This window comes from Variovorax sp. ISS6 (assembly GCF_056523145.1).
Genome location: NZ_JAWRZC010000001.1, coordinates 6,251,549 through 6,277,453, shown reverse-complemented (window position 1 = coordinate 6,277,453; position 25,905 = coordinate 6,251,549). Strand labels below are relative to the sequence as shown.

At 70.6% G+C, this 25,905-nt stretch carries 22 protein-coding genes; 13 read left to right on the top strand and 9 right to left on the bottom strand.

Annotated features, from left to right (window positions below; translation table 11 throughout):
- Positions 1–44: 44 nt before the first annotated feature.
- Positions 45–443, top strand: coding sequence for a hypothetical protein (locus tag AC1HIL_RS28905; protein WP_296724993.1), 399 nt, complete (start codon positions 45–47; stop codon positions 441–443).
- 13 nt (positions 444–456) lie between these two features.
- Here the strand turns inward: AC1HIL_RS28905 and AC1HIL_RS28900 are convergent, their stop codons facing one another.
- The 8 genes from AC1HIL_RS28900 to AC1HIL_RS28865 all read right to left on the bottom strand — a co-directional run bounded on the left by AC1HIL_RS28900 (position 457) and on the right by AC1HIL_RS28865 (position 7,828).
- Complete coding sequence (locus AC1HIL_RS28900) at positions 457–1,116, bottom strand: hypothetical protein (protein ID WP_479670609.1); 660 nt, start codon at positions 1,114–1,116, stop codon at positions 457–459.
- 64 nt (positions 1,117–1,180) lie between these two features.
- Positions 1,181–2,107: a non-homologous end joining protein Ku gene (ku, locus tag AC1HIL_RS28895; protein WP_261210771.1), complete on the bottom strand. Its 927-nt coding sequence runs from the start codon at positions 2,105–2,107 to the stop codon at positions 1,181–1,183.
- A 118-nt stretch (positions 2,108–2,225) separates the two neighbouring features.
- Positions 2,226–3,410: a GGDEF domain-containing protein gene (locus AC1HIL_RS28890; RefSeq protein WP_479670608.1), complete on the bottom strand. Its 1,185-nt coding sequence runs from the start codon at positions 3,408–3,410 to the stop codon at positions 2,226–2,228.
- A 91-nt stretch (positions 3,411–3,501) separates the two neighbouring features.
- The gene (locus AC1HIL_RS28885) at positions 3,502–4,317 is read right to left on the bottom strand and encodes an SDR family NAD(P)-dependent oxidoreductase (RefSeq protein ID WP_479670607.1); all 816 of its coding nucleotides are present in this window, start codon (positions 4,315–4,317) and stop codon (positions 3,502–3,504) included.
- Between the two features lie 52 nt (positions 4,318–4,369).
- Positions 4,370–5,176, bottom strand: a complete 807-nt coding sequence (locus AC1HIL_RS28880) for an enoyl-CoA hydratase/isomerase family protein (protein ID WP_057591544.1) — start codon at positions 5,174–5,176, stop codon at positions 4,370–4,372.
- Between the two features lie 32 nt (positions 5,177–5,208).
- Positions 5,209–6,372: a thiolase family protein gene (locus tag AC1HIL_RS28875; protein WP_479670606.1), complete on the bottom strand. Its 1,164-nt coding sequence runs from the start codon at positions 6,370–6,372 to the stop codon at positions 5,209–5,211.
- The gene (locus AC1HIL_RS28870; RefSeq protein ID WP_479670605.1) at positions 6,369–6,803 is read right to left on the bottom strand and encodes an OB-fold domain-containing protein; all 435 of its coding nucleotides are present in this window, start codon (positions 6,801–6,803) and stop codon (positions 6,369–6,371) included. The genes AC1HIL_RS28875 and AC1HIL_RS28870 overlap by 4 nt, the downstream gene beginning before the upstream one ends.
- Before the next feature lie 38 nt (positions 6,804–6,841).
- A complete protein-coding gene (locus AC1HIL_RS28865; protein ID WP_479670604.1) occupies positions 6,842–7,828 on the bottom strand; it encodes a Bug family tripartite tricarboxylate transporter substrate binding protein in 987 nt (328 codons plus the stop codon).
- 196 nt (positions 7,829–8,024) lie between these two features.
- Between AC1HIL_RS28865 and AC1HIL_RS28860 the strand changes: the two genes are divergently transcribed.
- The 10 genes from AC1HIL_RS28860 to AC1HIL_RS28815 all read left to right on the top strand — a co-directional run bounded on the left by AC1HIL_RS28860 (position 8,025) and on the right by AC1HIL_RS28815 (position 21,144).
- Positions 8,025–8,789 carry an IclR family transcriptional regulator gene (locus AC1HIL_RS28860; protein WP_479670603.1) on the top strand — a complete coding sequence of 255 codons (765 nt, stop codon included), beginning with the start codon at positions 8,025–8,027 and terminating at the stop codon, positions 8,787–8,789.
- Positions 8,790–8,852: 63 nt separating this feature from the next.
- Positions 8,853–10,004, top strand: a complete 1,152-nt coding sequence (locus AC1HIL_RS28855) for an acyl-CoA dehydrogenase family protein (protein ID WP_057591539.1) — start codon at positions 8,853–8,855, stop codon at positions 10,002–10,004.
- A gap of 13 nt (positions 10,005–10,017) precedes the next feature.
- Complete coding sequence (locus AC1HIL_RS28850; protein ID WP_479670602.1) at positions 10,018–12,153, top strand: acetate--CoA ligase family protein; 2,136 nt, start codon at positions 10,018–10,020, stop codon at positions 12,151–12,153.
- Positions 12,150–13,256: a CaiB/BaiF CoA transferase family protein gene (locus AC1HIL_RS28845; RefSeq protein WP_479670601.1), complete on the top strand. Its 1,107-nt coding sequence runs from the start codon at positions 12,150–12,152 to the stop codon at positions 13,254–13,256. The genes AC1HIL_RS28850 and AC1HIL_RS28845 overlap by 4 nt, the downstream gene beginning before the upstream one ends.
- Before the next feature lie 6 nt (positions 13,257–13,262).
- Positions 13,263–14,273 (top strand): NAD(P)H-dependent flavin oxidoreductase, encoded by a 1,011-nt coding sequence (locus tag AC1HIL_RS28840; RefSeq protein ID WP_479670600.1) that lies wholly within the window; start codon positions 13,263–13,265, stop codon positions 14,271–14,273.
- Complete coding sequence (locus AC1HIL_RS28835) at positions 14,270–15,217, top strand: NAD(P)H-dependent flavin oxidoreductase (RefSeq protein ID WP_057591535.1); 948 nt, start codon at positions 14,270–14,272, stop codon at positions 15,215–15,217. The genes AC1HIL_RS28840 and AC1HIL_RS28835 overlap by 4 nt, the downstream gene beginning before the upstream one ends.
- A gap of 389 nt (positions 15,218–15,606) precedes the next feature.
- Entirely contained in the window at positions 15,607–16,956 is a 1,350-nt protein-coding gene (locus tag AC1HIL_RS28830) for a dicarboxylate/amino acid:cation symporter (protein ID WP_057591534.1), read from the top strand.
- 138 nt (positions 16,957–17,094) lie between these two features.
- Positions 17,095–18,870 (top strand): sensor histidine kinase, encoded by a 1,776-nt coding sequence (locus AC1HIL_RS28825; RefSeq protein ID WP_261210779.1) that lies wholly within the window; start codon positions 17,095–17,097, stop codon positions 18,868–18,870.
- The gene (locus AC1HIL_RS28820) at positions 18,867–20,237 is read left to right on the top strand and encodes a sigma-54-dependent transcriptional regulator (protein WP_057591532.1); all 1,371 of its coding nucleotides are present in this window, start codon (positions 18,867–18,869) and stop codon (positions 20,235–20,237) included. Before AC1HIL_RS28825 ends, AC1HIL_RS28820 begins: the two co-directional genes overlap by 4 nt.
- 37 nt (positions 20,238–20,274) lie before the next feature.
- On the top strand, positions 20,275–21,144 hold the full coding sequence (locus AC1HIL_RS28815) for an aldo/keto reductase (protein ID WP_413762614.1): 870 nt from the start codon (positions 20,275–20,277) through the stop codon (positions 21,142–21,144).
- A 7-nt stretch (positions 21,145–21,151) separates the two neighbouring features.
- Here AC1HIL_RS28815 and AC1HIL_RS28810 read toward each other — a convergent pair whose 3' ends face one another.
- The gene (locus AC1HIL_RS28810; RefSeq protein ID WP_064262214.1) at positions 21,152–21,814 is read right to left on the bottom strand and encodes a TetR family transcriptional regulator; all 663 of its coding nucleotides are present in this window, start codon (positions 21,812–21,814) and stop codon (positions 21,152–21,154) included.
- A gap of 189 nt (positions 21,815–22,003) precedes the next feature.
- Here AC1HIL_RS28810 and AC1HIL_RS28805 point away from each other — a divergent pair, with 189 nt between their 5' ends.
- Together AC1HIL_RS28805 and AC1HIL_RS28800 are read left to right on the top strand one after the other, a co-directional pair.
- Positions 22,004–24,124, top strand: coding sequence for a hydantoinase/oxoprolinase family protein (locus tag AC1HIL_RS28805; protein ID WP_479670599.1), 2,121 nt, complete (start codon positions 22,004–22,006; stop codon positions 24,122–24,124).
- Positions 24,121–25,845: a hydantoinase B/oxoprolinase family protein gene (locus tag AC1HIL_RS28800; protein WP_479670598.1), complete on the top strand. Its 1,725-nt coding sequence runs from the start codon at positions 24,121–24,123 to the stop codon at positions 25,843–25,845. Before AC1HIL_RS28805 ends, AC1HIL_RS28800 begins: the two co-directional genes overlap by 4 nt.
- Positions 25,846–25,905 lie beyond the last annotated feature (60 nt).

Here is a 25,905-nt window from a genome sequence, read left to right as displayed (position 1 = left end):
CAAGAGGGGATGTTTTCCGGGGGGCTAAAAACTATGGTCGGGGCATGACGCTCAAGCGCCTTCATCAACTGCTGCGTGTGACCTCGCACCTGCTGGACCAGGCGGCCGCCGATGCCCACAGGACCCAGCTGCACCCCCTGTCCACCAACATCGAAAGAATAGGCCGCGCGCTGATCGAGGTGCTCGACGTGCAACGGCAGATCCACATCGCGCACCCCGAACTCAGGCCGCGGTCGCTGGCGGCGCCGGCACGCGAGCGCGATGCCATCCTTCTGTTCGCGCGCTGCATGGCGGAGGCGCTCGAACTCGAGGAACGCGGCGAGACCCAGGCCGCGATCGCGACCTACGAATGGTTCCTCGGCAATTCGCGCTCGCTCTCGCGGCGGGCCATCGCGCAGGCGCAGATCCGGCGGCTGTCCTCGTCGGCGGTCCCGGCGCGTTGAGCGCCCCGGGCCCTCAGTGGCGGGTGGCGGGGTTCTCCGCTTCCTGCCGCAGGCGTTCGGCCTCCCGCGCCAGCGCGACGATCTCGACGATCTCGCGCAGCGCGAGCCGCCCGGTCAGTTCGGCTTCGCCGGCCAGCACGCTCTGCAGTGCCTCCCGGCCCTTGGCGCCGGTCAGCCAGGCGGCGGCCGACGAGATCGATCCGCCACCGAAGCGGACCTTCAGCGCCTTGCCCGCGGCCTGGCTGATCCGCACGAACTCCTCGTGGTTCGTGGCCGCCGATGCCTGGCGCACCACCAGGCAGAAGGCTTCGAGCTTGTCGGTTTCGGTGCGCAGGCGGCGGGCCTTCGCTTCGCTCGGTGCGGTGGGCCCCAGAAGCACCGGTTCCGAGGCTTCGGTGAACAACCGGATCTCGCGGCCTTCCTCCCATCCGGCATCGCCGCGCGACAGCACCTCGGCCGGCCGGCCCTGGGCCTGGGTCGCTCGCTCGGCGGCGGCGCGCGCTTCGTCCGCCCGTGCCGCAGGCCATGCGAGCAGCGGCGAGTCCGGCGTGCCATGCACCGCCCACCGGCCCGCGGCGTTGAGGCAGCGCGCATGGCTGTCTTGCCGTTCGGCGGCAGGCGACGCCGAGGGGTGATCCGCGAGGGACAGGAACAGGTACTGGGTGGGCGGCATGGGAGCGGACTTTTCGGACAAGGGCCCGATTGTCCCCTCGTCGTCCCCTCGTTGCCTTCGCGTGCTACGCCGCCTTGCGCTCCTCGGACTTCCTGGCCGGCGCCGCCTTCGCACGCGTCGTCTTCTTCGCGGCCGCCTTGCCCGCCTTGGGCGCCGCGCGCGCACCCTTCTTCGCGGCGGCCCCCGCCTTCGCGCCCTTGAGGCTGCGCGTCAGCAGCTCGGTCAGGTCGATCACCTTCGCGCCCGGGCCCGGTGCCTCTTCCTCGGGCTCGACCACCGTCTCGGTGTCGCCGGCCTTGACCTTCTTCTCGACGATCTTCATCACCGCGTGCTTGAACTCGTCCTTGAAGTCCTCGGGGTCCCAGGCGCCAGACATGTCCTTGACCAGCTGCTCGGCCATCTTCATCTCGGCCGGCGTGATCTTCGCGCTCTTCACGCCCTCGGGCGGAAGATCCAGCCCCTCGGTCGACTTCACCTCGTCGCCCCAGCGCAGCAGGTTCAGCACCAGCACCTTGCCAGAGGGCACGAGCACGGCGAGGTGCTGCTTGGTCGAGATCACCACCTTCGCGAGCCCGACCTTGCCGGTCTTCACGAGCACCTCGCGCAAGAGCGCATAGACCTTCTGGCCCTTGTTGATCGGCGCCACGTAGTAGGGCCGCTCGAGGTAGACGAAGGGAATCTCGCCGGCGTCGATGAAGCGCTCGATCTCGATGGTCTGCGTGGTGCGCGGAAAGGCGGCCTCGATCTCGGCCGGCGAGACGATCACGTACTTGCCGTCCTCGTACTCGACGCCCTTGACGATGTTGTCGCGGTCGATCTCGCGGCCGGTGCGCTTGTTGATGCGCTTGTAGCCCACGGGGTCCATGCTGCGCTTGTCGAGCCAGTCGAAATCCACGCCCTGCTCGCTGCTCGCGGTGTGCAGGCCGACGGGGATGTGGACCAGGCCGAAGCTGATCGCGCCTTTCCAGAGGGTTCGGGTGCCGGTGGCCATGGGCGTGACTCCTTGCCGGCTCGAAACGCAGCCGGTTCATGGCCGCACCATGCGCGCGGCCGCGGCCGCGGCTCGTAGGAGACCGGCGGCCGATCGCGTCGGGCCGTTGCCGCGGTGATCAGCCGGCCATGGCCAGCACCACCCGATCGCGCCCCTGCGACTTGGCGCGGTAGAGCGCCTCGTCGGCCTGCCCGAGCATGTCGTCGATGTCGGCGCCCGGCCATTGCGGCGCCACGCCCACGCTGACGGTGAACGAGCCCACCGCGGCCAGCGGCGAATCGGCCGGGAAGGCCTGGCGCGCGCCATGGCGCAGTTCTTCGGCCAGCGCGGTGGCCTCGTCGGTGCTGGCCTCGGGCAGCATCACGACGAATTCCTCGCCGCCGTAGCGCCCGAGCACGCCCTGGCCGCCCAGGCTGCGCTGCATGCGTCCGACCGCCTCGCGCAGCACCGCGTCGCCGGTCTGGTGGCCGAAGCGGTCGTTGATCGACTTGAAGTGGTCGACGTCGATCATCAGCAGCGCCATGCGCCGCGGCGCCGAGGCCTCGCGGCCGGCCGTGCCGAGCTGGGCCTGGCAGGCGTCGAGCAGCGCGCGCCGGTTGAGCACGCCGGTCAGCGGATCGTGGGTGGCGAGGAACTCGAACTCCGAGTGCATGCGGTCGGTGGCCATCAGGATGGCGCCGATCGACAGCAGCAGCACGGTGAAGGAGTACATCGAGATGTAGATCGACTGCAGCAGGGTCGCGTCCAGCAGGCCCACGCCGGCCATGCCCAGCAGCGCCGACACCAGCCGCGCCAGGGCCACCAGCGACTGCAGCAGCAGCAGCACGATCATCAGCCGCATGCCGAGCACGCGGCCGCGGTTGCGGATGTAGAGCAGCGCGTGGTTGAAGAACAGGGCGGCGACCAGCGCCGTGACGATCACCAGCCGGATCTCGTAGTCGGGCTTGAACTCGCTGAACCAGAACAGCGCGCAGGCCATCAGCACGGTCAGGCCGTGCCAGCCGGCGGTGTCGCTGCGGCCGTGCAGGAAGCGCTGGCTGCCGGCGTAGTAGAGGAGGCAGGCCTCGAACAGCACCACGTTCGCGACCACGATGGTGATGAAGTCCGGCAGCACGTCGCGGCCGGCGAACAGCAGGGTGCTGACGAAGGCCACCAGCGGCGCCCAGGCCCACTCGCGCAGGCCCTGGATGGTGGCCGGGTAGCTGCGGCGCATGAAGAACACGACCACCGACATCACGACGCCCATCAGGCCCGCCAGCATGATGACGGAACGGGGATCGAGAACGGAGGGCAATGCAGCCATGGGACCGGATTCTGCATTGCCCCGCACGGCCCGTGCCGGCGCGGGGCTGCGGGAGAACCCTGGGCGCGGCCCGATCTTCAGGAACGCGCGCTCAGAGCATCGCGAAACCGCCCGAGGCGCCCAGCGTCTGGCCGGTGACGAACAGCGCCCGGTCCGAGGCCAGGAAGGCCACCACGCCCGAGACGTCCTCGGGCCGCGAGAGCCGGCCCACGCCCTTGGCGATCGGGTAGACGTTGAGCATCTTGGGCAGGCGCTCGTCGTTCTCGACCGTGGCGTCCACGCGCAGCGGGCCGTCCTTGATGCCGGCGTGCGAGACCGCGCCCAGCGCGATCGAGTTGACCGTGATCGCGTGCCGGCCGTGCTCGCGCGCCAGCGCCTTGCCGAAGCCGGCGATCGCGGCCTTGGCGCCCGAGTACACCGCCATGTTGGCCTCGCCGATGCGCCCGGCCTCCGAGATGATGTTGACGATGCGCCCGCCCTTGCGCGCCACCATGCCCGGCAGCACGGTGCGGCAGCAGTGCATGGTGCCGTAGACGTTGAGGTTGACGATCTTGGCCCAGTCCTCGATGGGCATGTCGAGGAAGGGCGGCGTGCGCCCACCCTTCTCGCGGCGCTCGGGAATGATGCCGGCGTTGTTGACCAGCACGCTGACCGGCGCGTCGAAGTGCGCCGTGCCCCTGGCGACCATGGCCTCGACCTGGTCGGCGCGCGTGATGTCGGCCGGCGCCGCGAGGGCCTGGCCGCCGGCGGCCGCGATCTCGGCCGCCACCGCTTCGGCGCGCTCGGCGAACAGGTCGTTGACGATGACGCACGCGCCCTCGGCCGCGAGCTCGATGCAGATCTGGCGGCCGACGCCCTGGCCGCCGCCGGTGACCAGCGCGACCTGGCCTTCCAATCCGAGTTTCATGGGATGCGTTCCTTGTCTTGTAGGGGATGGGGAAGAAATGGAGGGAAGGGACTCAGCGGCCGGTGAACACCGGCTTGCGTTTCTCGACGAAGGCGCGCATGCCTTCCTTGCGGTCCTCGCTGTCGATGATCATGGCGGCCGCGTAGCGCTCGTACTCGAGGCCCGAGTCGAGGTCGGTCTGCATGCCGCGGTTGATGGCGCGCTTGGCGAAGCGCACCGCCAGCGGCGGATGCTCGGCGATGCGCTGGGCCAGCTCGAGCGCGGCGGGCATCAGCTCGGCGGGCGGCAGCACGCGGCTCACGATGCCGTAGCGCAGCGCGGTGTCGGCGTCGACCAGGTCGGCCGTGAGGATCAGCTCCTTGGCGCGCGCCTCGCCGATCAGCCGCGGCAGCCGCTGGGTGCCGCCGGCCGCGGGGATCACGCCGAGCTTGATCTCGGGCAGGCCGAAGCGCGCGGCCTGCGAGGCCAGGCGTATGTCGGCGCACAGCGCGATCTCGAGCCCGCCGCCGAGCGCCACGCCGTTGATGGCGGCGATCACCGGCTTCTCGAACTCCTCGATGTCGCGGAACAGGTCGTGCGTGGCCTTCTGCGCAACGAAGTAGTCGGTGCCGAGGGTGGCGTTGCCGGCGCGCTCCTTGATGTCGGCACCGGCGCAGAAGGCGCGCTCGCCGCTGCCGGTGACCAGCACGGCGCGCACGCGCTCGTCGGCGCGCGCGTACTCGAAGAAGGCGCGCGCGAGGTCGGGCTTCATCGAGCCGCCGAGCGTGTTCATGCGATCGGGCCGGTTCAGCGTGACCACGGCGACGTTGCCGCGCACTTCGTACAGCAGGGTTTCGAGGGCAGGGGTGTTCGGGTTCATGGGGAGCTTCTTCCTGTGTCGTCTTCTGTTCTTCAGCCCTGCGCCGTGCCGCCGAGCACGTGCGCGATCGCCACCGACCCGAGGCCGATCATGTGGGCCATGCCCCAGCGCGCGGCCGGGTGCTGGCGGCCCTCGGCCTCGCCGCGGATCTGGCGCACGATCTCGGCGACCTGGCCGATGCCCGTGGGCCCGAGCGGATGGCCCATGCCGATCAGACCGCCCGAGGCATTGATGGCGCAGCGCCCGCCGATGCGCGAGTCGCCGCGCTCGAGGTAGGCCGCGCCCTCGCCGGGCTGGCACACGCCCACGGCCTCGCTGTAGAGCAGTTCCTCGACCGAGAAGGCGTCATGCAGCTCGAGCAGGTCGAGCTCGGTGGCGCCGATGCCGGCCTGCTCGAGCGCGGCGCGCGCGCTGTCGCGCACCAGCTCGACCGGGCCCTCGCCGTAACGCGTTTCCTCGCGCTCGCTGTTGGCGGCCGAGGCCTGCACGCGCACGCAGCGCTTCGGGTCGAGCCCGAGCCGCGCCAGCGCATCGCCCGACACCAGCAGCACCGCGGCGGCGCCCTCGCCGCGCGGGCAGCACTGCTGCACCGTGAGATCGCCCGCCACCTTGGGCGAGGCCAGCACCTGCTCGAGCGTGCGCGGCTTGCGGAACTGCGCATAGGGGTTGAGCGCGGCGTTGCCGTGGTTCTTGACCGCCACCTTCGCCATCGATTCCATGCCGCCGCCGTGCTCGCGCAGGTAGCTGCGCGCCATCAGCGCGAACTTCACGGCCGGGATGGTGGCGGTGTCGCTGAGGCGCTCGAGTCCGTCCTTGTTGGCCGCGCGGCGGCCGTCGCCGTGCTTGTCCACGCCCATCGCGAGCACCACGTCGCTGATGCCGTGCGCCACTTCCATGCAGGCCTGGCGGAAGGCGAAGGAGCCCGAGGCCGAGGCGTTCTCGACCTGCGTCACCGCGAGCCCGGTCGAGCCCAGGTGGCGCAGCATCACGCGGCCCGCGGCCATGCCGATCGAGGTGGTGCCCACGTACGCGGCCTGCACCTGTTTCCAGGCCAGGCCGGCGTCGGCCAGCGCGGCGCGCACGGCCGTGAGGCCCAGGTGGGTGTAGGGCGTGTCGCTCGGGAACTGGTAGGGATGCAGGCCGATGCCGACCACGTAGACGCCGCCGTTGCCGGCCAGCCAGTTGCTGCTGCTCATACCGCGGCTCCTCGTGCATCCGCGGGCACGAAGTGGCAGCCGTAGTGCTCGCCCGAGGGCAGCGCCACCGCCACCGCGCGCAGCGCCATGCCCGGCGCGAGCAGGCTCTCGTCGGCCACGCCGATCACGCCTTCCTCCACCACCTGCTCGGCGATGCGGATGTCGCCCGCGATGCTGGGCGCGCTCAGGCCCGGCACCATCGGCACGTGCAGGGTCACGTACTCGAGCAGGGTGCCGCCGCCGGGCCGCGCCACCTGCGCCGAGGCATCGATGGCGTGGCCGCAATGCATGCAGCCCGGCGCGTTGGCCGGAAAGCTCAATTGCCGGCATTGCGGGCATTGCGCGAACAGGAAGTCGAGCGAGCGGCCGTCGGCCGCGAGCCGGTAGAGCGTGGGCCGCAGGGGCTGGAGCGTGGTCAGGTCTGGGGTCATGGAGGAAGGAGTCGCGGAGGAAGAAAAGAAGCGCGGGTTCAGTCGATGCGGGCGCCCGACTGTTGAACCACCTCGCGCCAGCGCACCATCTCGGTCTTGACGAACTCGCCGAGCCTGGCGTCGCGCAGGTCCTTGAGCGGCACGCTGCCGAACTTCTCGGTGACCTGCAGCATCTCGGGGTCGACGATGGCCAGCGCGATCGCGTCGCCGAGCTTCTTCACGACCTCGGGCGGCGTCTTCGCGGGCACGAAGACCGCGCTCCAGGCCGAGGACTCGGCGCGCGGGAAGCCGAGTTCGCCCACGGTGGGCACTTCGGGCATCACCGACAGCCGCGCGCGGCCGGTCATCGCGAGCGGCTTGAGCTTGCCGGCCTGCACGAAGGGCATGACCACCACCGGGTAGTCGAACATCAGGTCGAGGTTGCCCGCCATCAGGTCGGTCAGTGCCGGGCTGCTGCCCTTGTAGGGCACGTGGGTCATCTTGGTGCCGGTGGCGACCTGGAACAGCTCGGCCGTCAGGTGCGTGCCCGTGCCCGGGCCGGCCGAGCCGAAGTTGAGCTTGCCGGGGTTGGCCTTGGCGTAGGCGATCAGCTCGGGCACGGTCTTGAACGGCCGGTTCGGGTTGATCACCAGGATCAGCGGCGTCTCGGACATGGCGTGCACCGGCACGAAGTCCTTCACCGGGTCGTAGCGGATGTTCTTGTAGAGCGCGAGGTTGGCCGCCTGCGTGCCCTGGGTGCCGTAGATCATGGTGTAGCCGTCGGGCGCCTGGCGCGAGGCCGCCTCCACGCCGATCGAGCCGCCCGCGCCGGGCCGGTTGTCGACCACCACCGGCTGCCCCAGCTTGTCGCCCACGATCTTCGCGAGCACGCGCGAGGTGTTGTCGGTGATGCCGCCGGGCGTGAACGGCACCACGAAGGTGATGGGCTTGGCGGGCCAGGCCTCGCCGGCCGCCCGGGCGGGGCCGCCGAGCAGGGCGGACACCGCCGCCAGCCCCACGAATGCTGTCTTCCAGAACTTCTGCATGCCTTGTCTCCGGGTTTGTTTTGGGTCTCGTTTTTCTACGAGTAATCGCAATATACTTCGACCATTCGTAGAAAAACAAGAGGAAATCCGCCGATGCCGGAAAACCCGTATCGGAAGAAACTGCCCGTCACCAATGGAAGTTCTAGACCGTCCCTTCGTTAATATTCGTGGGTCTCTACGAAATATCGGAGGAAATATGCCCACGCTCGTCCCCGCCGCCGCCCGCACCATGGCGCTGCTGGAACTGTTCGCGCGCGAAAAGCGCGAGCTCTCCAATTCCGACCTCGCGCGGCTCATGGACCTGCCCGAGAGCAGCTGCTCGGACCTGCTGCACACGCTGCACGAGCTCGGCTACCTGCTGCGCACCGCGCGCAGCCGGCGCTTCTATCCGACGGCCCGGTTGCTGGCCGTGGCCAGGGATATCTCGGCCAGCGACCCGCTCTACGCGGTGGCTTCGGAAGCCGCCGAGCTGCTGCGCGACAAGACCGGCGAGACCGGGCTGGTCGGCCGCGTCGAGGGCGGCGTGGTCAAGGTGCTGGCCTTCTTCGAGGGCCGCCATCCGCTGCGCTACATGCAGAACCCCGGCGACAAGCTGAGCCTGCACGTCTCGGCGCTCGGCAAGGCGGCGCTGGCGCTCGGCACGCCCGAGGAGGCGGCGCGCCAGCTGCGCCTGAAGCCGCTGCGCCCGCTCGCCGAGGGAACCATCACCGACCTCGCCGCCCTCGAGGCGCAGGTGGCGCGCGCGCGCGAGCAGGGCTGGATCTGGGTCGAGAACGAAGGCGGCGACGGGCTCTCGGCCCTGGCCGTCGCCGGCTACGTGGGCGGGGAGCCGATCGCGCTCTCGGTCGCCGGCCCCACCGACCGCCTGCGCCAGCAGCGCGAACCTTTCCTGGCCGCCCTGCAGGAAGTGCAGGCGCTGGTCTTCCGTCCCCGCAACGCCCGGGAGCCCGGCGCCTCGTAGACCGAGGGCCGGGCGCCCGGCGTGCGTCCTCTTTCCATCCAACGCCACACAGGAGACATCTCGATGAATTTCACCCCCGACGCCGACCAGGAACTGCTGCGCGACAGCATCCGGCGCTTCATGAAGAGCGAGGTGGCGCCCCTGGTGGCGAAGCACGACGTGGAGAAGACCTTCCCGTTCGAGATCCTGAAGCAGCTCGCGCAGTTCGGCTACATCGGCGGCCGTCTGCCCGAATCGGAGGGCGGCATGGGCCTGGACCAGATGACCTGGGCCATGCTGATGGAAGAGGCGGGCCACACCTGGCTGTCGCTGCGCACCATGCTCAACATCACCAACGGGCCGATCCACAAGATCGCGAGCGAGGGCACGGCGGCGCAGAAGAAGAGGTTCCTCGAGCCGCTGCTGGCGAGCGAGCGCCGCGTCTTCACCGCCATCAGCGAGCCCGGCACCGGCTCGAACATCGCGCAGATCCAGACCCGCGCCGACCTGCAGGGCGACCATTACGTGCTCAACGGCCGCAAGCTCTGGATCACCAACGGCGCCTTCGCCGACTTCGGCATCGTGGTGGCGCGCACCTTCAGCCCCGACTGCCAGGGGCAGCTGTCGACCTTCCTGGTCGAGCGCGAGGTCTCGCCCTTCGAGGCGCGCCGCGTCGACACCATGGTGCTGCGCAGCACCGGCACCGCCGAGCTGAGCTTCGACAACGTGAAGGTGCCGCGCGAGAACCTGCTGGGCGAGGAGGGCAGCGCGCTCAAGCGCATGCTGGTGGGGCTGGACGGCGCGCGCGTGAACATCGCGATGGGCGCGGTCGGCGCCGCGCGCGCGGCGCTCGAGCTGTCGATCGACTATGCGCGCACGCGCACCCAGTTCGGCAAGCCGATCGGCAGCTTCCAGCTGGTGCAGAAGCTCATCGTCGACATGACGGTGCGCGTGGAGGCGGCGCGCGCGCTGGCGCTGCGCGCGGCCGCGGCGCTCGACGCCAACGCAGACGACGCGCGCATGGCCTGCTCGATCGCCAAGCTCTATGCCACCGAGGCCGCGCACGAGGTCGCGAGCATGGCGCTGCAGGTGCATGGCGGGCTCGGCTATTCCACCGACTATCCGATCGAGCGCATCTTCCGCGACACCCGCGGCGGCACCATTCCCGAGGGCACGACCGAGGTCCAGACGCTGATCGTCGGGCGCGAGATCCTCGGCATGTCGGCGATCGCCTGAGGGGAGCACCGCAATGCAAGGCACCCAGGACACGCGCCCGGTCGACATCGCGCGGCTGATCCGCCCGCGCTCCATCGCGCTGGTCGGCGCTTCCGAGCGCGAAGGCAGCATCGGCGAGCGCACGCTGAACAACCTGATCGAACACTCCGAATTCGACGGCGAGGTCTACCTCGTCAATCCCACCAAGGCCGAGCTTCGCGGCCGCCAATGCTGGCCCAGCGTGGCCGCGCTGCCTGCCACGCCCGACGTGGCCGTGGTCGCGGTGCCCGCGAGCGGCGTGCTGGCCGTGATCGAGGAATGCACCGCGCGCGGCGTGGGCTTCGCCGTGATCCTCAGTTCGGGCTTCGGCGAGGCCGGCGAGGAAGGCGAGCGCGAGCAGCAGCGCATGAAGGAGATCGCCGCGCGCGGCGGCCTGCGGCTGTACGGCCCCAACTGCCCGGGCCTGACCAACGTCAACCACCGGTTGGGCCTGACCTTCTCGCCCTCGTTCCCGCACGACCTGACCAAGGGCCCGATCGGCCTGGCCACGCAGGGCGGCGGCCTGGGCCGCAACGTGATGCAGGCGATGGAGCGCGGCATCGGCATCGGCCTGTGGGCCTCGACCGGCAACGAGGTCGACCTGCAGGTGGCCGACTTCATCCACTACATGGCCGACGCGCCCGACATCAAGGTGGTGGTCACGCTGCTCGAAGGCATCAAGGACGGCGCGAAGTTCGCGGCCGCGGTGCAGCGCTGCGCGGCCAACGGCAAGCCCGTGATCGGGCTCAAGGTGGGCCGCTCCGAATACGGACGCAAGGCCGCGCAGTCGCACACCGCCTCGCTCACGGGTTCGGCCGAGGTCAACAGCGCGGTGTTCCGCCAGTTCGGCGTGATCGAGGTCGACGACATCGACGAGCTGGTCGACACCGCCTGGCTGTTCGCGCGCGCCATGCCGGGGGCGCAGGAGGCGCTGGGCATCTACTGCTCCTCGGGCGGCACGGCCGCGCTGACCGCCGACGCGGTGGGCGCCGCCGGCCTCACGCTGGCCACCTTCGCTCCAGAGACCACCGCGGTGCTGCGCGCCAAGCTGCCCGACTACGCGGCCATCGGCAACCCGGTCGACACCACGGCGATGGTGCTCAGCGACAAGACCGTGGTCGAGACCACGCTGGGCTGCGTGGCGAACGATCCGCACACGGGCCTGACCATCGTGCCGATCGCGCTCGACTACGGCGAGACCACCACGCGCATGGCCGACAACATCATCAATGCGCAGAAGGACAGCGCCTCGCCGATCGTGCCGATCTGGATGAGCGACCGGCTCGGCGAGGGCTACCGCAAGCTGGTGGCGGCCGGCTTCGCGCCGCCGCGCTCGGTCAACAAGGCGATCGCGGCGATCGCGCGCTGGGTCGAGTACGGGCGCTGGAAGCGCGCGAATCCGTCGAACCCCGAGGCGCGACCGGTGCTGCCGACGCGCGCGCCCGAGGGCGAGTTCGCCACGCGCAGCCTGTCGGAATCGCAGGCCAAGGCGCAGTTGAAGCAGGCGGGCATCGCGCTGCTGCCGCAGGGCCTGGCGCGATCGGCGCAAGAGGCGCATGCGCTGGCCGAGGACATGGGCTACCCCGTGGTCGCGAAGATCGCGAGCGCGCAGATCGTCCACAAGTCCGACATCGGCGGCGTGAAGGTGGGACTGCAGGACGCGCCCCAGGTCGCCGAGGCCTGGCGCGAGATCATGGCCGCGGCCGCGAAGCACCATCCCGAGGCCACGGTCGACGGCCTGCTGGTCGAGAAGATGGCGCCGCGCGGCGGCACCGAACTCATGGTGGGCGTCACGCGCGACCCGGTGTTCGGCCATGTCATGACCTTCGGCCTCGGCGGCATCTACGTCGAGGTGCTGCGCGACGTGACGCGGCGCATGCTGCCCATAGGCCCGCGCGACGCGGCGGCGATGGTGCGCGAGATCCGCAGCTTCGCGCTGCTCGACGGCGCGCGCGGCCGGCCCAAGGCCGACCTCGCGGCGCTCGAGGCGCTGCTGCTGCGCGTGTCGGAGTTCGTGGTGGCGAATGCCGATCGCATCGAGGAGATGGACCTCAATCCGGTCTGGGTGGGCGCGGTGGGCGAGGGCGCGCTGCCGCTCGACGCCGTGATCATCGAGCGCGTGCCGGCATGACGCGAGAAGTCGCAACGCCGCCGCTGGCCGGCATCGTGGTGGTCGACTTCAGCGAGCTGCTGCCCGGCCCCTTCTTCACGCAGAACCTGGCCGAGCTCGGCGCGCGCGTGATCAAGATCGAGCGCCCGCCGCATGGCGACAACGTGCGGCGCATGGGCCCGGGCGTGTTCGAGGCCGTGAACCGCGGCAAGCAGAGCCTGCTGGTCGATCTGAAGGACGAGGCGCAGCGCGCCGAGGTGCGCGCGCTGATCGCCACGGCCGACGTGGTGGTGGAGTCGTACCGGCCCGGCGTGATGGCGCGGCTGGGGCTCGATGCCGAGAGCCTGCGCGCGGAATTTCCACGGCTGGTCTACGTGTCGCTCAGCGGCTATGGCCAGCAGGGGCCGTGGGCCGACCTGCCGGGGCACGACATCAACTACCTCGGCGCGGCCGGCGTGCTCGCGGTCTCGGGCGTGCCCGGCGGCGGTCCGGCGCAGAGCTTCGGCCTGCCGGTGGCCGACCTCTGCGGCGCGATGTATGCGCTGTCGTCCACGCTGGCCGCGCTGCTGCAGCGCCAGCACACGGGCCAGGGCCAGCACCTCGACGTGGCGCTGGCCGACTGCGCGCTGCACTGGATGAACCCGCGCCTCGGCGCCTGGCGCTCGTCGGGCGATGCGGACCTGGCAGCGCAGCGCGAGGCCACGCTGGTGAAGGCCGCGTACGGCGCCTTCCTCTGCCGCGACGGCAGGCACCTGTCGGTGGCCGCGCTCGAGGACCACTTCTGGGCCCGCCTGTGCGAGGCGCTCGATCTCTCGCCCTATGGCGACGCGGCCTTCCGCTCGCATGGCGCGCGCAAGAAGGTGGCGCCGGCCATCAATGCGCGGCTGGCCGAGGCGCTGGCCGCGTTCGATGCCGACGACGCCTTCGCGCTGCTGCAGCGGCACGACGTGCCGGTGGCGCCGGTGGTGGAGCCGGCCGCGCTCGCGGCGCTGCCGCAGTTCGCACAGCGCGGCAAGTTCGAGAGCGATGCAGCGCTCTCGCTTGCGCGCTATCCGGTGCCGATGGCGGGCGTGGCGCCTGGCGGTCTCGGCGGCGCGCCGCGGCTCGACAGCGCGCGCGGCTGAGCGGCCATGACGGCACCGCTCTTTTGCACCCGCATCACCGAGCTGTTCGGCATCGACCATCCGATCCTCGGCGGCGGGCTGATGTGGCTCTCGGATGCGCGCTACGTGGCCGCGCTGGTGAACGCCGGCTGCATGGGCTTCGTCACGCCGCGCTCCTTCGCCGACGACACGGCCTTCGCGGCCGCGCTCGTGCAATGCCGCGAGCTCACGCGCGGGCGGCCCTTCGGTGTGAACCTCACGCTCTCGAAGCGGCCCGAGGCCAACATGGCGGTGCGGCGCTGGATGGAGATCGCGCTCGCGCACGGCGTGCGCCATTTCGAGACCGCGGGCTATGCGCCCGGCGAGCTGATCGGCACCTTGCACGCGGCCGGCGCGGTGGTGATCCACAAGGCGCCGGGCCTGCGCCATGCGCTCGCGGCCGAGCGCGCGGGCGCCGACGCGGTGGCGCTGGTCGGCATGGAGGAGGGCGGCCATCCGGGCGCCAACGAGCTGCCGACCATGCTGCTGGGCGCGCTGGCGGCGGAGCAGCTGCGCGTGCCCGTGGTGCTGGCCGGCGGCATCGGCCATGGGCGCCAGCTCGCGGCCGTGCTCGCGCAGGGGCTCGACGGCGTGCTGATCGGCAGCCGTTTCCTGGTGGCCGAGGAGATCGCCACCCATCCGGCCTACAAGCGCCACCTGCTCGACTGCGACGAGCAGTCCACCGTGCGGCTGCTGCACACGCTGGGCAACACCTGGCGCGTGCTGCGCAACGAGACCGCGCTTGAGGTCGAGGCGATCGAGCGCGCCGGCGCGGCCGACCACACCGCCTTCGGCGCGCTGATCGACGGCCGCCAGACGCGCGACCACTGCTATGCGCAGGGCGACTGGCAGCGCGGCATGGTGTCGCTCGGGCCGGCTATCGCCTTCGCGCGGCGCATCGAGCCGCTGGCGGCCATCGTGGCCGAGCTGCTGGCGCAGGCGCGGGCCTCGCTCGCGCGCCTGCCTTCCCTCGTGTCCCCCGCATCGGAGCCCGCATGACGCAGCGCCTGCCTTTCCTCGACCGCCTGGCGGTGCCCGCGATCGCCGCGCCGATGCTGCGGGTGTCGGGCATCGAGCTGGTGTCGGCCGCCTGCCGCGCCGGCGTGGTCGGTGCCTTTCCGACCGCCAATGCGGAATCGCTCGAGGCCTTCGCGGGCTGGATGGCGCGGCTCAACGACGAGGCGGCCGCGGCGCGCGATGCCGGCACCGCGCATGCGCCCTGGTGCCCCAACCTCATCATGCGGCGCGACCCGGCACGCGTGCGCGCCGAGGTCGAGCTGATCGTGCGCCATCGCGCCGAACTCGTGATCACCAGCGTGGGCTCGCCCGCGGCGGTGATTCCCGCGCTGCACGACGGCGGCTGCCTGGTGCTGGCCGACGTGGCCTCGGTGCACCATGCCGAGCGCGCCATCGAGGCCGGCGCCGACGGCCTGGTGCTGCTGACCGCGGGCGCGGGCGGCCATACCGGCTGGGCCAATCCCTTCGCCTTCGTGCGCGCGGTGCGCGCCTTCTTCGACGGCCCGCTGGTGCTGGCCGGCGGCCTGCCCGACGGCGTGGCGCTGCACGCGGCCACCGTGCTGGGCTGCGACCTGGGCTCGATGGGCACGCGCTTCATCGCCACCGAGGAGAGCCTGGCCTCGGCGCCCTACAAGAAGATGCTGGCCGCGAGCTCGCTCGACGACGTGATGACCACGCGCGCCTTCACCGGCCTGCCGGCCAACTTCCTGCGGCCCTCGGTGGTGAACGCGGGGCTCGATCCGGCGGCGCTCGACGAGACGGTGTCGGTGCAGGAGGCGCGCCAGCGCTTCGGCGGCGGCTCCGAAGGCGCCGTGATCCAGCGCTGGGCCGACCTGTGGAGCGCCGGGCATTCGGTCGGCGGCGTGGCCGGGCTGGCCACGGTCGAGCAGGTGGTGCGCGGGCTGCGCGCGGAATACAGCGCCTAGGGTTTTCCCTGAAGGGTGCGTCCGAAACGCCGGACGGCCCGCACGGGCCGCGTCCGGAAGCGCGGCGCGGGGCCTTGTCGGCCCCTGATTTTCTTCAATGAAATCAACGACTTGAGTCGGGTTCACGTGCCGTTTCGACTGGCATGTGCGTTGCTCTGTGTTCTCCACTGCCGGCGCCGCCTTTTCGGACGGCGCAGCCGGCGACAACGAGCCCAGGAGACAACCATGACCCTCAGCCGACCGGCCTTGCGACCCCCTTCGCCAGCACGCCCCGCCCCGCGCGGCGGCGCGCCGGCGCGCTGACCCCGTCCGACCGCGCCCGTCGGGCGCACCCCTTTTCCATCCCAGTGTTCAGCCCCGGCCGGCCCCCGGCCTCAAGGAGATTTCCCGTGGACCACGTATCCGCATCCGCCCCCAAGCCCTTCTACAGATCGCTGTACTTCCAGGTCATCACCGCCATCGTCATCGGCGTGCTGCTCGGCCACTTCTATCCCGACACCGGCGCCGCGATGAAGCCGCTGGGCGACGGCTTCATCAAGCTGATCAAGATGATCATCGCGCCGATCATCTTCTGCACGGTGGTGGTCGGCATCGCCGGCATGGAGGACATGAAGAAGGTCGGCAAGACCGGCGGCCTCGCGCTCTTGTACTTCGAGATCGTCAGCACCATCGCGCTGATCGTCGGCCTGGTCATCATCAACATCGTGCAGCCCGGCCACGGCATGAACGTGGATCCGAGCCAGCTCGACGCCAAGTCGATCGCGGCCTATACCGGCCCGGGCAAGATGGCCTCGACCACCGAGTTCCTGCTCAACGTGATCCCGACCACCGTGGTCGATGCCTTCGCCAAGGGCGAGATCCTGCAGGTGCTGCTGTTCGCCGTGATGTTCGGCTTCGCGCTGCACCGCTTCGGCGGCCGCGGCACGCTGGTGTTCGACTTCATCGAGAAGTTCTCGCACGTGCTGTTCACCATCGTCGGCTACATCATGAAGGTGGCCCCGATCGGTGCCTTCGGCGCGATGGCCTTCACCATCGGCAAGTACGGCGTGGGCTCGCTGGTGCAGCTCGGCGCGCTGATGGCGACCTTCTACGCCACCTGCCTGTTCTTCATCTTCGTGGTGCTCGGCGCGATCGCGCGCGCGCACGGCTTCAGCATCTGGAAGTTCATCAAGTACATCAAGGAAGAGCTGCTGATCGTGCTGGGCACCTCCTCGAGCGAGGCCGCGCTGCCGCGCATGATGGCCAAGATGGAGAACCTCGGCGCCAAGAAGTCGGTGGTCGGCCTGGTGATCCCCACCGGCTACTCGTTCAACCTCGACGGCACCTCGATCTACCTGACCATGGCCGCGGTGTTCATCGCCCAGGCCACCAACACGCCGATGTCGATCACCCAGCAGATCACGCTGCTGCTGGTGCTGCTGCTGACCTCGAAGGGCGCGGCCGGCGTGACCGGCAGCGGCTTCATCGTGCTGGCGGCCACGCTCTCGGCCGTGGGTCACGTGCCGGTGGCCGGCCTGGCGCTGATCCTGGGCATCGACCGCTTCATGTCGGAAGCGCGCGCGCTGACCAACCTGATCGGCAACGGCGTGGCCACCATGGTGGTCGCGAAGTGGACCGGCGACCTCGACACCGAGCGCCTGACCAGCCAGCTGAACCAGGGCAGCGGCGCCGAGGCCGACGAGCCCGAGCTGGTGCTCGACGCCAAGGAAGCGCACATGCCCGCGGGCAGCGGGCGCTGATCGGGGCCGGCGTTCGCGCCGGTTCTTCCTCGGACGCCCGCCTCGCGCGGGCGTCCTGCCTTGCGGCTTCGCAATCTGCATTAACCTGCGCCCCAGAATCGAACCGGAGCGGCGCGCCCTTCCATGGAGACTTCCACCGTGACCTTCCGTCCCCGCACCCGGCGCGCGGTGGTGCGCTGGTGCGCCGCGCTCGTGCTGGTGGCGCTGTCCGCCCTGGTCGGCCACCACCTCTCCATGCAGGCCGGCCTGGCGCGATTGCGCGAGGCCGCCGAGCACCGGCTCGACATGGTCGCCACCGGGCTCGACGCCGAGCTCACGCGCTTCGACTACCTGCCCGCGCTGCTCGAGATGACGCCGGTGGTGCCCGCGCTGCTGAACGCGCCGGCCGACGCCTCGCTGCGCGACGCCGCCAACCGCTACCTCGCGGGCGTGAACGCCACCGCGCGCGCCGAGATGCTCTACGTGCTCGACGCGGGCGGCACCTCGCTCGCGGCCTCCGACTGGGACCGGCCCGGCACCACGCTGGGCCAGCACTACGAGTTCCGGCCCTACATGATCGATGCGCTGGCCCAGGGGCGCGGGCGCTTCTACGGCGTGGGCATCACGAGCCGCCGGCCCGGCTACTACCTCTCGTACGCGCTGCGCCGCGAGCGCTCCGTGCCCGGCGTGGTCACGGTGAAGATCAACCTCGAGGACAACGAGGCCGCGTGGCGCAAGCTGCCGGGCGACGTGGTGGTGGTCGACCAGCGCGGCGTGGTGATCCTCGCCACGCGCGACGACCTCAAGTTCCGGCCGCTGCTGCCGCTCGACGCGCTGCAGCGCGCCGAGGTGCTGCGCTCGCGGCCCTATGGCGAGGCCGCGCTCGCGCCGCTGCGCTGGCAGCGGCTGGAGGCGCTGGCGCCGGGCGTGCAGCTGATCCGCGTGGAGGGCGCCGACCGGCTCGTCGCCAGCCGTACCCTGCGCAACGCGCCGTGGCAGTTGCTCACGCTCGACGACATGGCGCCGCTGCGCGTGGCCGCGCGCAATGCCGCGATGACCGCCGCGCTCGGCATGGTCGCGCTGCTGCTGCTGGGCGTGACCCTGTGGCAGCGCCGCCGCGCCGAGCGCCAGAAGCTGGCCAACCAGGCCGCGCTGCAGGCCGCGCACGACGGCCTCGAGTCGATGGTGGCGGCGCGCACCGCGCAGCTGCGCGCCGCGCAGGATGAGCTGGTGCAGGCCGGCAAGATGGCCGCGCTGGGCCAGATGTCGGCCGGCCTCGCGCACGAACTCAACCAGCCGCTGACCGCGATGCGCACGCTGTCGGAGAGCGCGGCCATCCTGCTCGACCACGAGCGCCACGACGAGGTGCGCGGCAACCTCAAGCGCATCCGCGACATGGTCGACCGGCTCGCGCGGCTGACCGCGCAGCTCAAGACCTTCTCGCACAAGAACCAGCTCGGGCCCTCGCCCGTGGCGCTGGCCGCCGCGATCGACGATGCGCGCGTGATCGTCGCCGGCGCCGAGCAGAAGCACGGCGTGCAGGTCGAGGTCGACATCGAGCCGCCGCAGCTCGCCGTGATGGCCGACGAGGCCGCGCTCGGCAGCGTGCTGGTGAACCTGATGCGCAACGCGATCGAGGCCATGGAGCACATGCCGCAGCGCGTGCTGCGCCTGCAGGGGCGGCTCAGCGAGGACGGCCGCGCGGTGCTGACGGTGAGCGACACCGGGCCCGGCATCCGCGACGACGTGGTGCCGAAGCTGTTCGAGCCCTTCGTCACCACCAAGCCCGCGGGTTCGGGGCTGGGGCTCGGCCTCGTGCTGTGCGCGCAACTCGTGCGCGCCATGAACGGCGGCCTGCGGGCGGACAACCGGGAGGGCGGCGGGGCATACTTCGTCGTCGACCTGCCGGCCGCCAGCCCCCACGCCCACCCATGACACCACCGCCCGCCAACGAAGCCTCCGCCATCCGCGTGCTGCTCGTCGAAGACGACGACGACGTGCGCCTGAGCACCGCGCAGATGCTGAGCCTGGCGGGCTTCGAGGTCGAGGCCTTCGCGAGCGTGGAGCGGGTGCGGCCGCACATCGCCTTCGGCGTGCCCGCGGTGGTGGTGTGCGACGTGCGGCTGCCGCGCATGAGCGGCACCGAGTGGCTGGTGGAGGTGCGCGGCATCGATCCCGAGCTGCCGGTGATCCTGGTCACGGGCCATGGCCACATCGCGATGGCGGTGGCGGCGATGCGCGACGGCGCCTACGACTTCATCGAGAAGCCCTTCACCACCGAGCGGCTGGTGGCCATCGTGCGGCATGCGATCGAGCGGCGGCAGCTGGCGCTGCAGGTGCGCAGCCTGCGCGAGGCGCTCGACAACTGGAACGGCATCCAGTCGGTGCTGATCGGCCGCTCGGCCCAGATGCAGCGGGTGCGGCGCAATGTGATGACCCTGGCCGGCACCTCGGCCGACGTGCTGATCTACGGCGAGACCGGCACCGGCAAGGAGATGGTGGCGCGCTGCCTGCACGACCACAGCGAGCGGCGCCGCGAGCACTTCGTGCCGCTGAACTGCGGCGGCCTGCCCGAGGCGCTGGCCGAGAGCGAGCTGTTCGGCCACGAGGCCGGCGCCTTCACCAGCGCCAACCGAACGCGCGTGGGCAAGTTCGAGTACGCGAGCGGCGGCACCCTGTTCCTCGACGAGATCGAGAGCATGCCGATGGCGGTGCAGATCAAGCTGCTGCGCGCGCTGCAGGAGCGCAGCATCGAGCGCATCGGCTCGAACAAGCCGATCCCCTTCGACTGCCGCGTGGTGGCCGCGAGCAAGGAGGACCTGAAGGCGCTGAGCGACCGGCAGAAATTCCGCGCCGACCTTTACTACCGCATCGGCGTGGCGTTCATCGAGCTGCCGCCGCTGCGCGAGCGGCGCGAGGACATCCCGCTCCTGTTCGAGCATTTCACGCTGCAGGCCGCGAAGAAGTACGACCGGCCCGCGCCGGTGCCCAGCCATGCCCAGCTCGCCGACCTGATGGCCTATGCCTGGCCCGGCAACGTGCGCGAGCTGCGCAACGTGGCCGACCGCTTCGTGCTGGGCCTGCTCGGCGAGCGGCTCACCTTGCTGCGCGCGAGCGACGAGGAGGTGCTGCCGCAGGCCCTGCCGCAGCAGGTGGAGGCCTTCGAGCGCGCCGTCATCGTCGAGGCGCTGCGCCAGCACCAGGGCGACCAGCCGGCCACCGCGGGCGCGCTGGGCATCGCGCGCCAGACCCTGTTCGACAAGCTGCGCAAGCTCGGCATCGCGGCCGAGGAATTCAAGTAATCCACGTGTGGCATTCGGCCGGCGCTAGCATGGCCCGATGCGAACACTCTCCTTTCCCCAAGGCGCCGGCAACGGCAACGAGATGCCCGTGCTCGGGCTGGGCACCTGGCGCATGGGCGAGGCCGCGGGCCGCCGCCAGGCCGAGGTGGCCGCGGTGCGCGAGGCCATCGCGCTCGGCTACCGGCTGATCGACACCGCCGAGATGTACGGCGAGGGCGGTGCCGAGACCGTGGTGGGCCAGGCCGTGGCCGAGGCGCTGCGCGCCAGCGAGGTGCGGCGCGACGAGCTCTTCATCGTCAGCAAGGTCTATCCGCACAACGCGAGCCGGCGCGGCACGCCCGAGGCCTGCGAGCGCAGCCTGAAGCGCCTGGGCCTCGATGCCATCGACCTCTACCTGCTGCACTGGCGCGGCAGCCATCCGCTGGCCGAGACCGTCGACGCCCTGCAGGCGCTGGTGGCGCGCGGGCGCATCGCGCGCTGGGGCGTGAGCAACTTCGACACCGACGACATGGAGGAGCTGGCGCCGCTGGGGCAGGGCGGTCCCGCGTGCGCGGCGAACCAGGTCTACCTGTCGCTCGGCGAGCGCGGTCCCGAGTTCAGCCTGCTGCCCTGGCAGCGCGAGCGCGGCATCCCGCTGATGGCCTACAGCCCGATCGACCAGGGCGCGCTGGCCGACGACGAGGGGCTCGGCGAACTCGCGGCGGACCTGGGCGTGAGCGCGGCCCAGCTCGCGCTGGCCGCGGTCATCGCGCGGCCGGGCGTGGCGGCGATTCCGAAGGCGGTGGGCAGCGCGCATCTGAAGGAGAACTTCGCGGCGGCCTCGTTGACGCTCGATGCCGGCGTGCTCGAGAAGCTCGACCGGCTGCATCCGCCGCCGAAGCGCAAGACGGCGCTGGCGATGATCTGAGCGGACCTCACGCGGCTTCAGCGCTGCGGTCGCAGAGGTAGCTGATCACCATGTCCGAGGCGTGCCTGAGCCGCGACTGCTGGCGGTCCGCCGCGCCGAGGTCGACGTCGAGCACGTACGAGAGCGTGTAGCGGTTGGTGATGAAGTACGAGCCCAGGCCCGAGATCGAGACATAGAGGTCGACCCAGTCGGCATCGCGGCGGAACACGCCCTTCTGCTTGCCAGATTCGAGGATGGTCGACAGCGCGGTGCGCAGCGGGTTGAACATCTCCGAGATCACCTTCGACTTGCGGATGTGCACCGCCTTGTGCAGGTTCTCGGTCGACAGCAGCTGGTGGAACTCGGGCTGGTCGATGAAGTGCTGCACCGTCTTCTCGACCAGCTCGCGCATGTCGCGCACCGGGTCCTCGCCCGTGAGCGCGAGCTCGTTCTGGCGTTCGCGCATCGCGCCGTAGGCGCGCTCCATCACCTCGATGAACAGCGCCTCCTTGCTGTCGAAGTAGTGATAGACGAGGTTCTTGCTGATCTTGCAGCGGGCCACGATCGCGTCGATGCGCGCGCCGTCGTAGCCGTGCGCGGCGAACTCCTTGCTCGCGATCTTCAAGATCCGGTCTCGCGTTGCCACGGCATTGCGCTGCCGCGGCTTGGGCGTCTTTGTGTCGTGTGTCATGGGTCCTGATGTCGGCGAGGCACCACCGAGGCCGCGAGTCTACTTCCGGCGCGGGCGCGAAAAAGATGCAAAACAAAGGTTGACACCGTGCGGTCACGGCTCCTATATTTCGCCCTCAATGGTACTAGCCAGTTAGTTAGTTAAGGCCGGTCCCATTATCGTCCAACCCCGCTAGAACGGAGCATCACAATGGGTTCTGCACCACAGCGAAGCAAAGGCGTGCGCGTCGGATGCGATATCGGAGGAACCTTCACCGATATCGTGCTCGCGATGCCCGACGGCCGGCTCTTCGTGAACAAGACGTCCACCACGCCGGAGGACCTCGGCAAGGCCATCGTCAACGGCCTGCGCGCATTGATCGACCAGGCCGGCATCGCGCCGGGCGACATCGCCGAGATCGTGCACGGCACCACCACCGCGTCGAACACCATCCTGCAGAAGGTCGGCGCCAACACCGGCGTGCTCACCACCGAGGGCTTCCGCGACGTGCTGGAGATCGGCCGCATCCGCACGCCCACCATGTTCGATCTCGGCTGGCAGAAGCCGCAGCCGCTGGCCACGCGCCGCTGGCGCCGCGGGGTGCGCGAGCGCATGGGCTCGCGCGGCGAGGTGGTCGTGCCGCTCGACGTCGAGCACCTGCTCGAGCAGGCCGGCGAGCTGGTGGCCGACGGCGTGAACGCGGTCGCGCTGTGCTTCCTCAACAGCTACATCAACCCGGCGCACGAGCTCCAGGCCAAGGCCGCGCTGCAGGCGCGCTTTCCCGAGCTGCTGCTGAGCGTGTCGTGCGAGGTGCTGCCCGAGATCAAGGAGTACGAGCGCACCAGCACGACGGTGGTCAACGCCTACATCCTGCCCGCGATGAAGACCTACCTCGCGCGCCTGAAGAAGGACCTGCGCGACATGGGCGTCGATGCCTCGCTGCAGGTGATGGCCTCCAACGGCGGCATGATGGGCATCGCCTCCGCGACCGAGAAGCCGGTGTTCGCCGTGGCCTCGGGCCCGGCGGGCGGCGTGGCCGGCGCCGCGCGCATCGGCGCGATGGGCGGCGACGACGACCTGATCGTCTTCGACATGGGCGGCACCACCGCCAAGGCCTCGGTCATCGTCGGCGGCCAGCCCTCGCTGACCAACGAGTACGAGTTCCGCGACGGCATCAGCGCACCGAGCCGCTTCGTCAAGGGCGGCGGCTACGTGCTCAAGGTGCCCGCGATCGACATCGCCGAGGTGGGCGCGGGCGGCGGCTCGATCGCCTGGATCGACGGCGGCGGCCTGCTGTGCGTCGGGCCCGAATCGGCGGGCGCCTCACCGGGACCGGCCTGCTATGGCAACGGCAACGAGCGCCCGACCGTGACCGACGCCAACATGGTGCTCGGCTACCTCAATCCCCAAGCGCTCGCGGGCGGCAGCCTGCCGGTCTCTCCCGAGCTGTCGGCGCGGGCGATCGAGGCCCACGTGGCCGGGCCGCTGAAGCTCGACCGCCTCGCCGCGGCGCACGGCATCCGCCAGGTCGCCAACGTGAACATGGCACGTGCGATCCGCGCGGTGACGGTGGAGCGCGGCCGCGATCCGCGCGACATGTCGATGATCGCCTTCGGTGGCGGCGGCCCGCTGCATGCGGTGGCGGTGGCGCGGCTGCTCGGCATCCGCCGCGTGATCGCGCCGATCATGGCCGGCGTCTTCTGTTCGGCCGGCATGCTCTCGGCCGACGCCGAGCACAACTTCGTGAAGGCGGTGCTGCGCCCGCTGGCCGATTGCGAACCGGCCGCGCTCGCACGCGCCACCGCGGTGCTCGCCGACCAGGGCTTCACGGTGCTGGCCTCCGAAGGCTACGCGGCCGATGCGGTGCGCGTGGAGCGCTTCGCCGACCTGCGCTACCTCGGCCAGAGCTCGGAACTCACCGTGGCGCTGCCCGCGGGCACGCTCGACACGGCCGTGCTCGAGCAGCTGGCGCGCGACTTCCATGCGCTCTATCAGCAGACCTTCGGCTACAGCAGCGACGAGCCGCTCGAGCTGGTCAACCTGCGCGTCAGCGCCCATGGCCGCAGCGACTTCCGGCTCGACTTCGCCCAGTGCCGCGTCGACGCGACCGCGCTGCAGGGCACGCAGGGCGAACGCCTCGTGAGCTTCGCGCCCGGCGAGGCGCCCGCTTCGACGCCCGTGGTCCCGCGCGCCAGCCTCGGTGCAGAGCCGGTGCAGGGGCCGCTGATCGTCGAGTCCTACGACACCACCATCGTCGTGCCGCCGCACTGCAGCGCACGCGCCGATGCCATCGGCAACATCGTCATCGACCTCCAGGAGATCCCGGCATGAACCGCGCCATCGACCCGATCACCTTCGCGGTGGTCAAGAACGCGATGGATTCCATCGTCGACGAAGTGGCCTACACCGTGCTGCGCACCGCGCGCTCGGAGATCGTCAAGGACGTGATGGACTACTCGGCCGCGATCTGCGACCGCCACGGCCAGATGATCGCGCAGGCCAAGACCATCGCGCTGCACCTGGGCGCCATCCCCGAGGCCATGGCCGAGGTGCGCAAGCGCTACGGGGATGCGCTCGCGCCGGGCGACGCGGTGATCGTCAACGACCCCTACCAGGGCGGCATGCACCTGCCGGACATCTTCATGTTCGTGCCCTTCTTCTACCGCGAGGAACTCGAGGGCTTCTGCGTCGTCATCTGCCACCACACCGACGTGGGCGGCCGCGTGCCCGGATCGAACGCCAGCGACTCGACCGAGGTCTACCAGGAGGGCCTGCGCATCCCGGTGGTCAAGCTCTACGAACGCGGCACGGTCAACGACATCATGGAGCGCGTGATCGCGCAGAACGTGCGCGTGCCCGACCGCGTGCTCGGCGACCTGCGCGCGCAGTACGCGGCCTCGCAGGTGGGCGTGCGCGAGCTCACGGCGCTGTTCGACCGCTATGGCCGCGACGACGCGCGGCGCTACTTCGCCGAACTGCTCGACTATGCCGAGCGGCTCACGCGCGAGGAGATCCGCCGCTGGCCCAAGGGCACCTTCCACTTCGAGGACTTCATCGACGACGACGGCCTCTCTCCCGAGCCGATCCCGATCCGCGTCGCGCTCACGGTGCACGAGGATCGCGTCAGCGTGGACTACACCGGCTCCTCGCCCCAGGTGCGCGCGGCGATCAACTCGACGCTGTCGTACACCAAGTCCTGCACTTACCTCAGCGTGCGCTGCGCATTGAAGGGCGACGTGCCGAACAACGCCGGCGTGTTCCGCTGCATCGAGGTGCACGTGCCCGAAGGCACCGTGCTCAACCCGATCGAGCCGGCCGCGGTCGCGGCGCGCGCGCTCACCGGCTACCGCGTGTTCGACGCGATGCTCGGCGCGCTGGCCCAGGTGGTGCCCGACCGCATTCCCGCCGCGGGCGAGGGCGGCAACACCGTGGTCTGCCTCTCGGGCAAGAAGGACGACGGCAGCAGCTACATCATCGTGGACATGATCTGCGGCGCCTGGGGCGGCCGCCCAGGTTCCGACGGCATCGAGGCGATCACCAATGCCTCGCAGAACCTCTCGAACACGCCGGTGGAAACGCTGGAGGCGCAGCATCCGGTGCGCGTCGAGGCCTACGAGCTCGAGCCCGACTCCTGCGGCGCCGGCCGCTACCGCGGCGGCCTCGGCATCCGGCGCAGCTACCGCGTGCTGGCCGACGACGTGCTGCTGCAGCTGCGCGCCGACCGCATGAAGTTCCAGCCCTACGGCCTGCAGGGCGGCCTGCCCGCGAAGTCGGCCTCGAACCGGCTGCAGCACGACGCTGAAACCACCGAGCTCGCGAGCAAGGTTGGCATGCGCATTGCAAGAGGCAGCGTGGTGACGCACACGCAACCCGGTGGCGGTGGCTTCGGCGATCCGCTGCTGCGCCCCGCGCAGGAGATCGAGCGCGACGTCTGGGACCACAAGCTCTCGGCCGACTTCGTGCGCCGGCACTACCGCGCGGTGGTCGATCCGGCCAGCGGCCGCCTCGATGCCGCGCAAACCCAGGCACTGCGCGCCGGCACGGCGGACTGAAGCACCGCGCCGTTCCCGCGATTCCCCCACCACCCCATGACGAAGAAGCAGAGGTAAGCG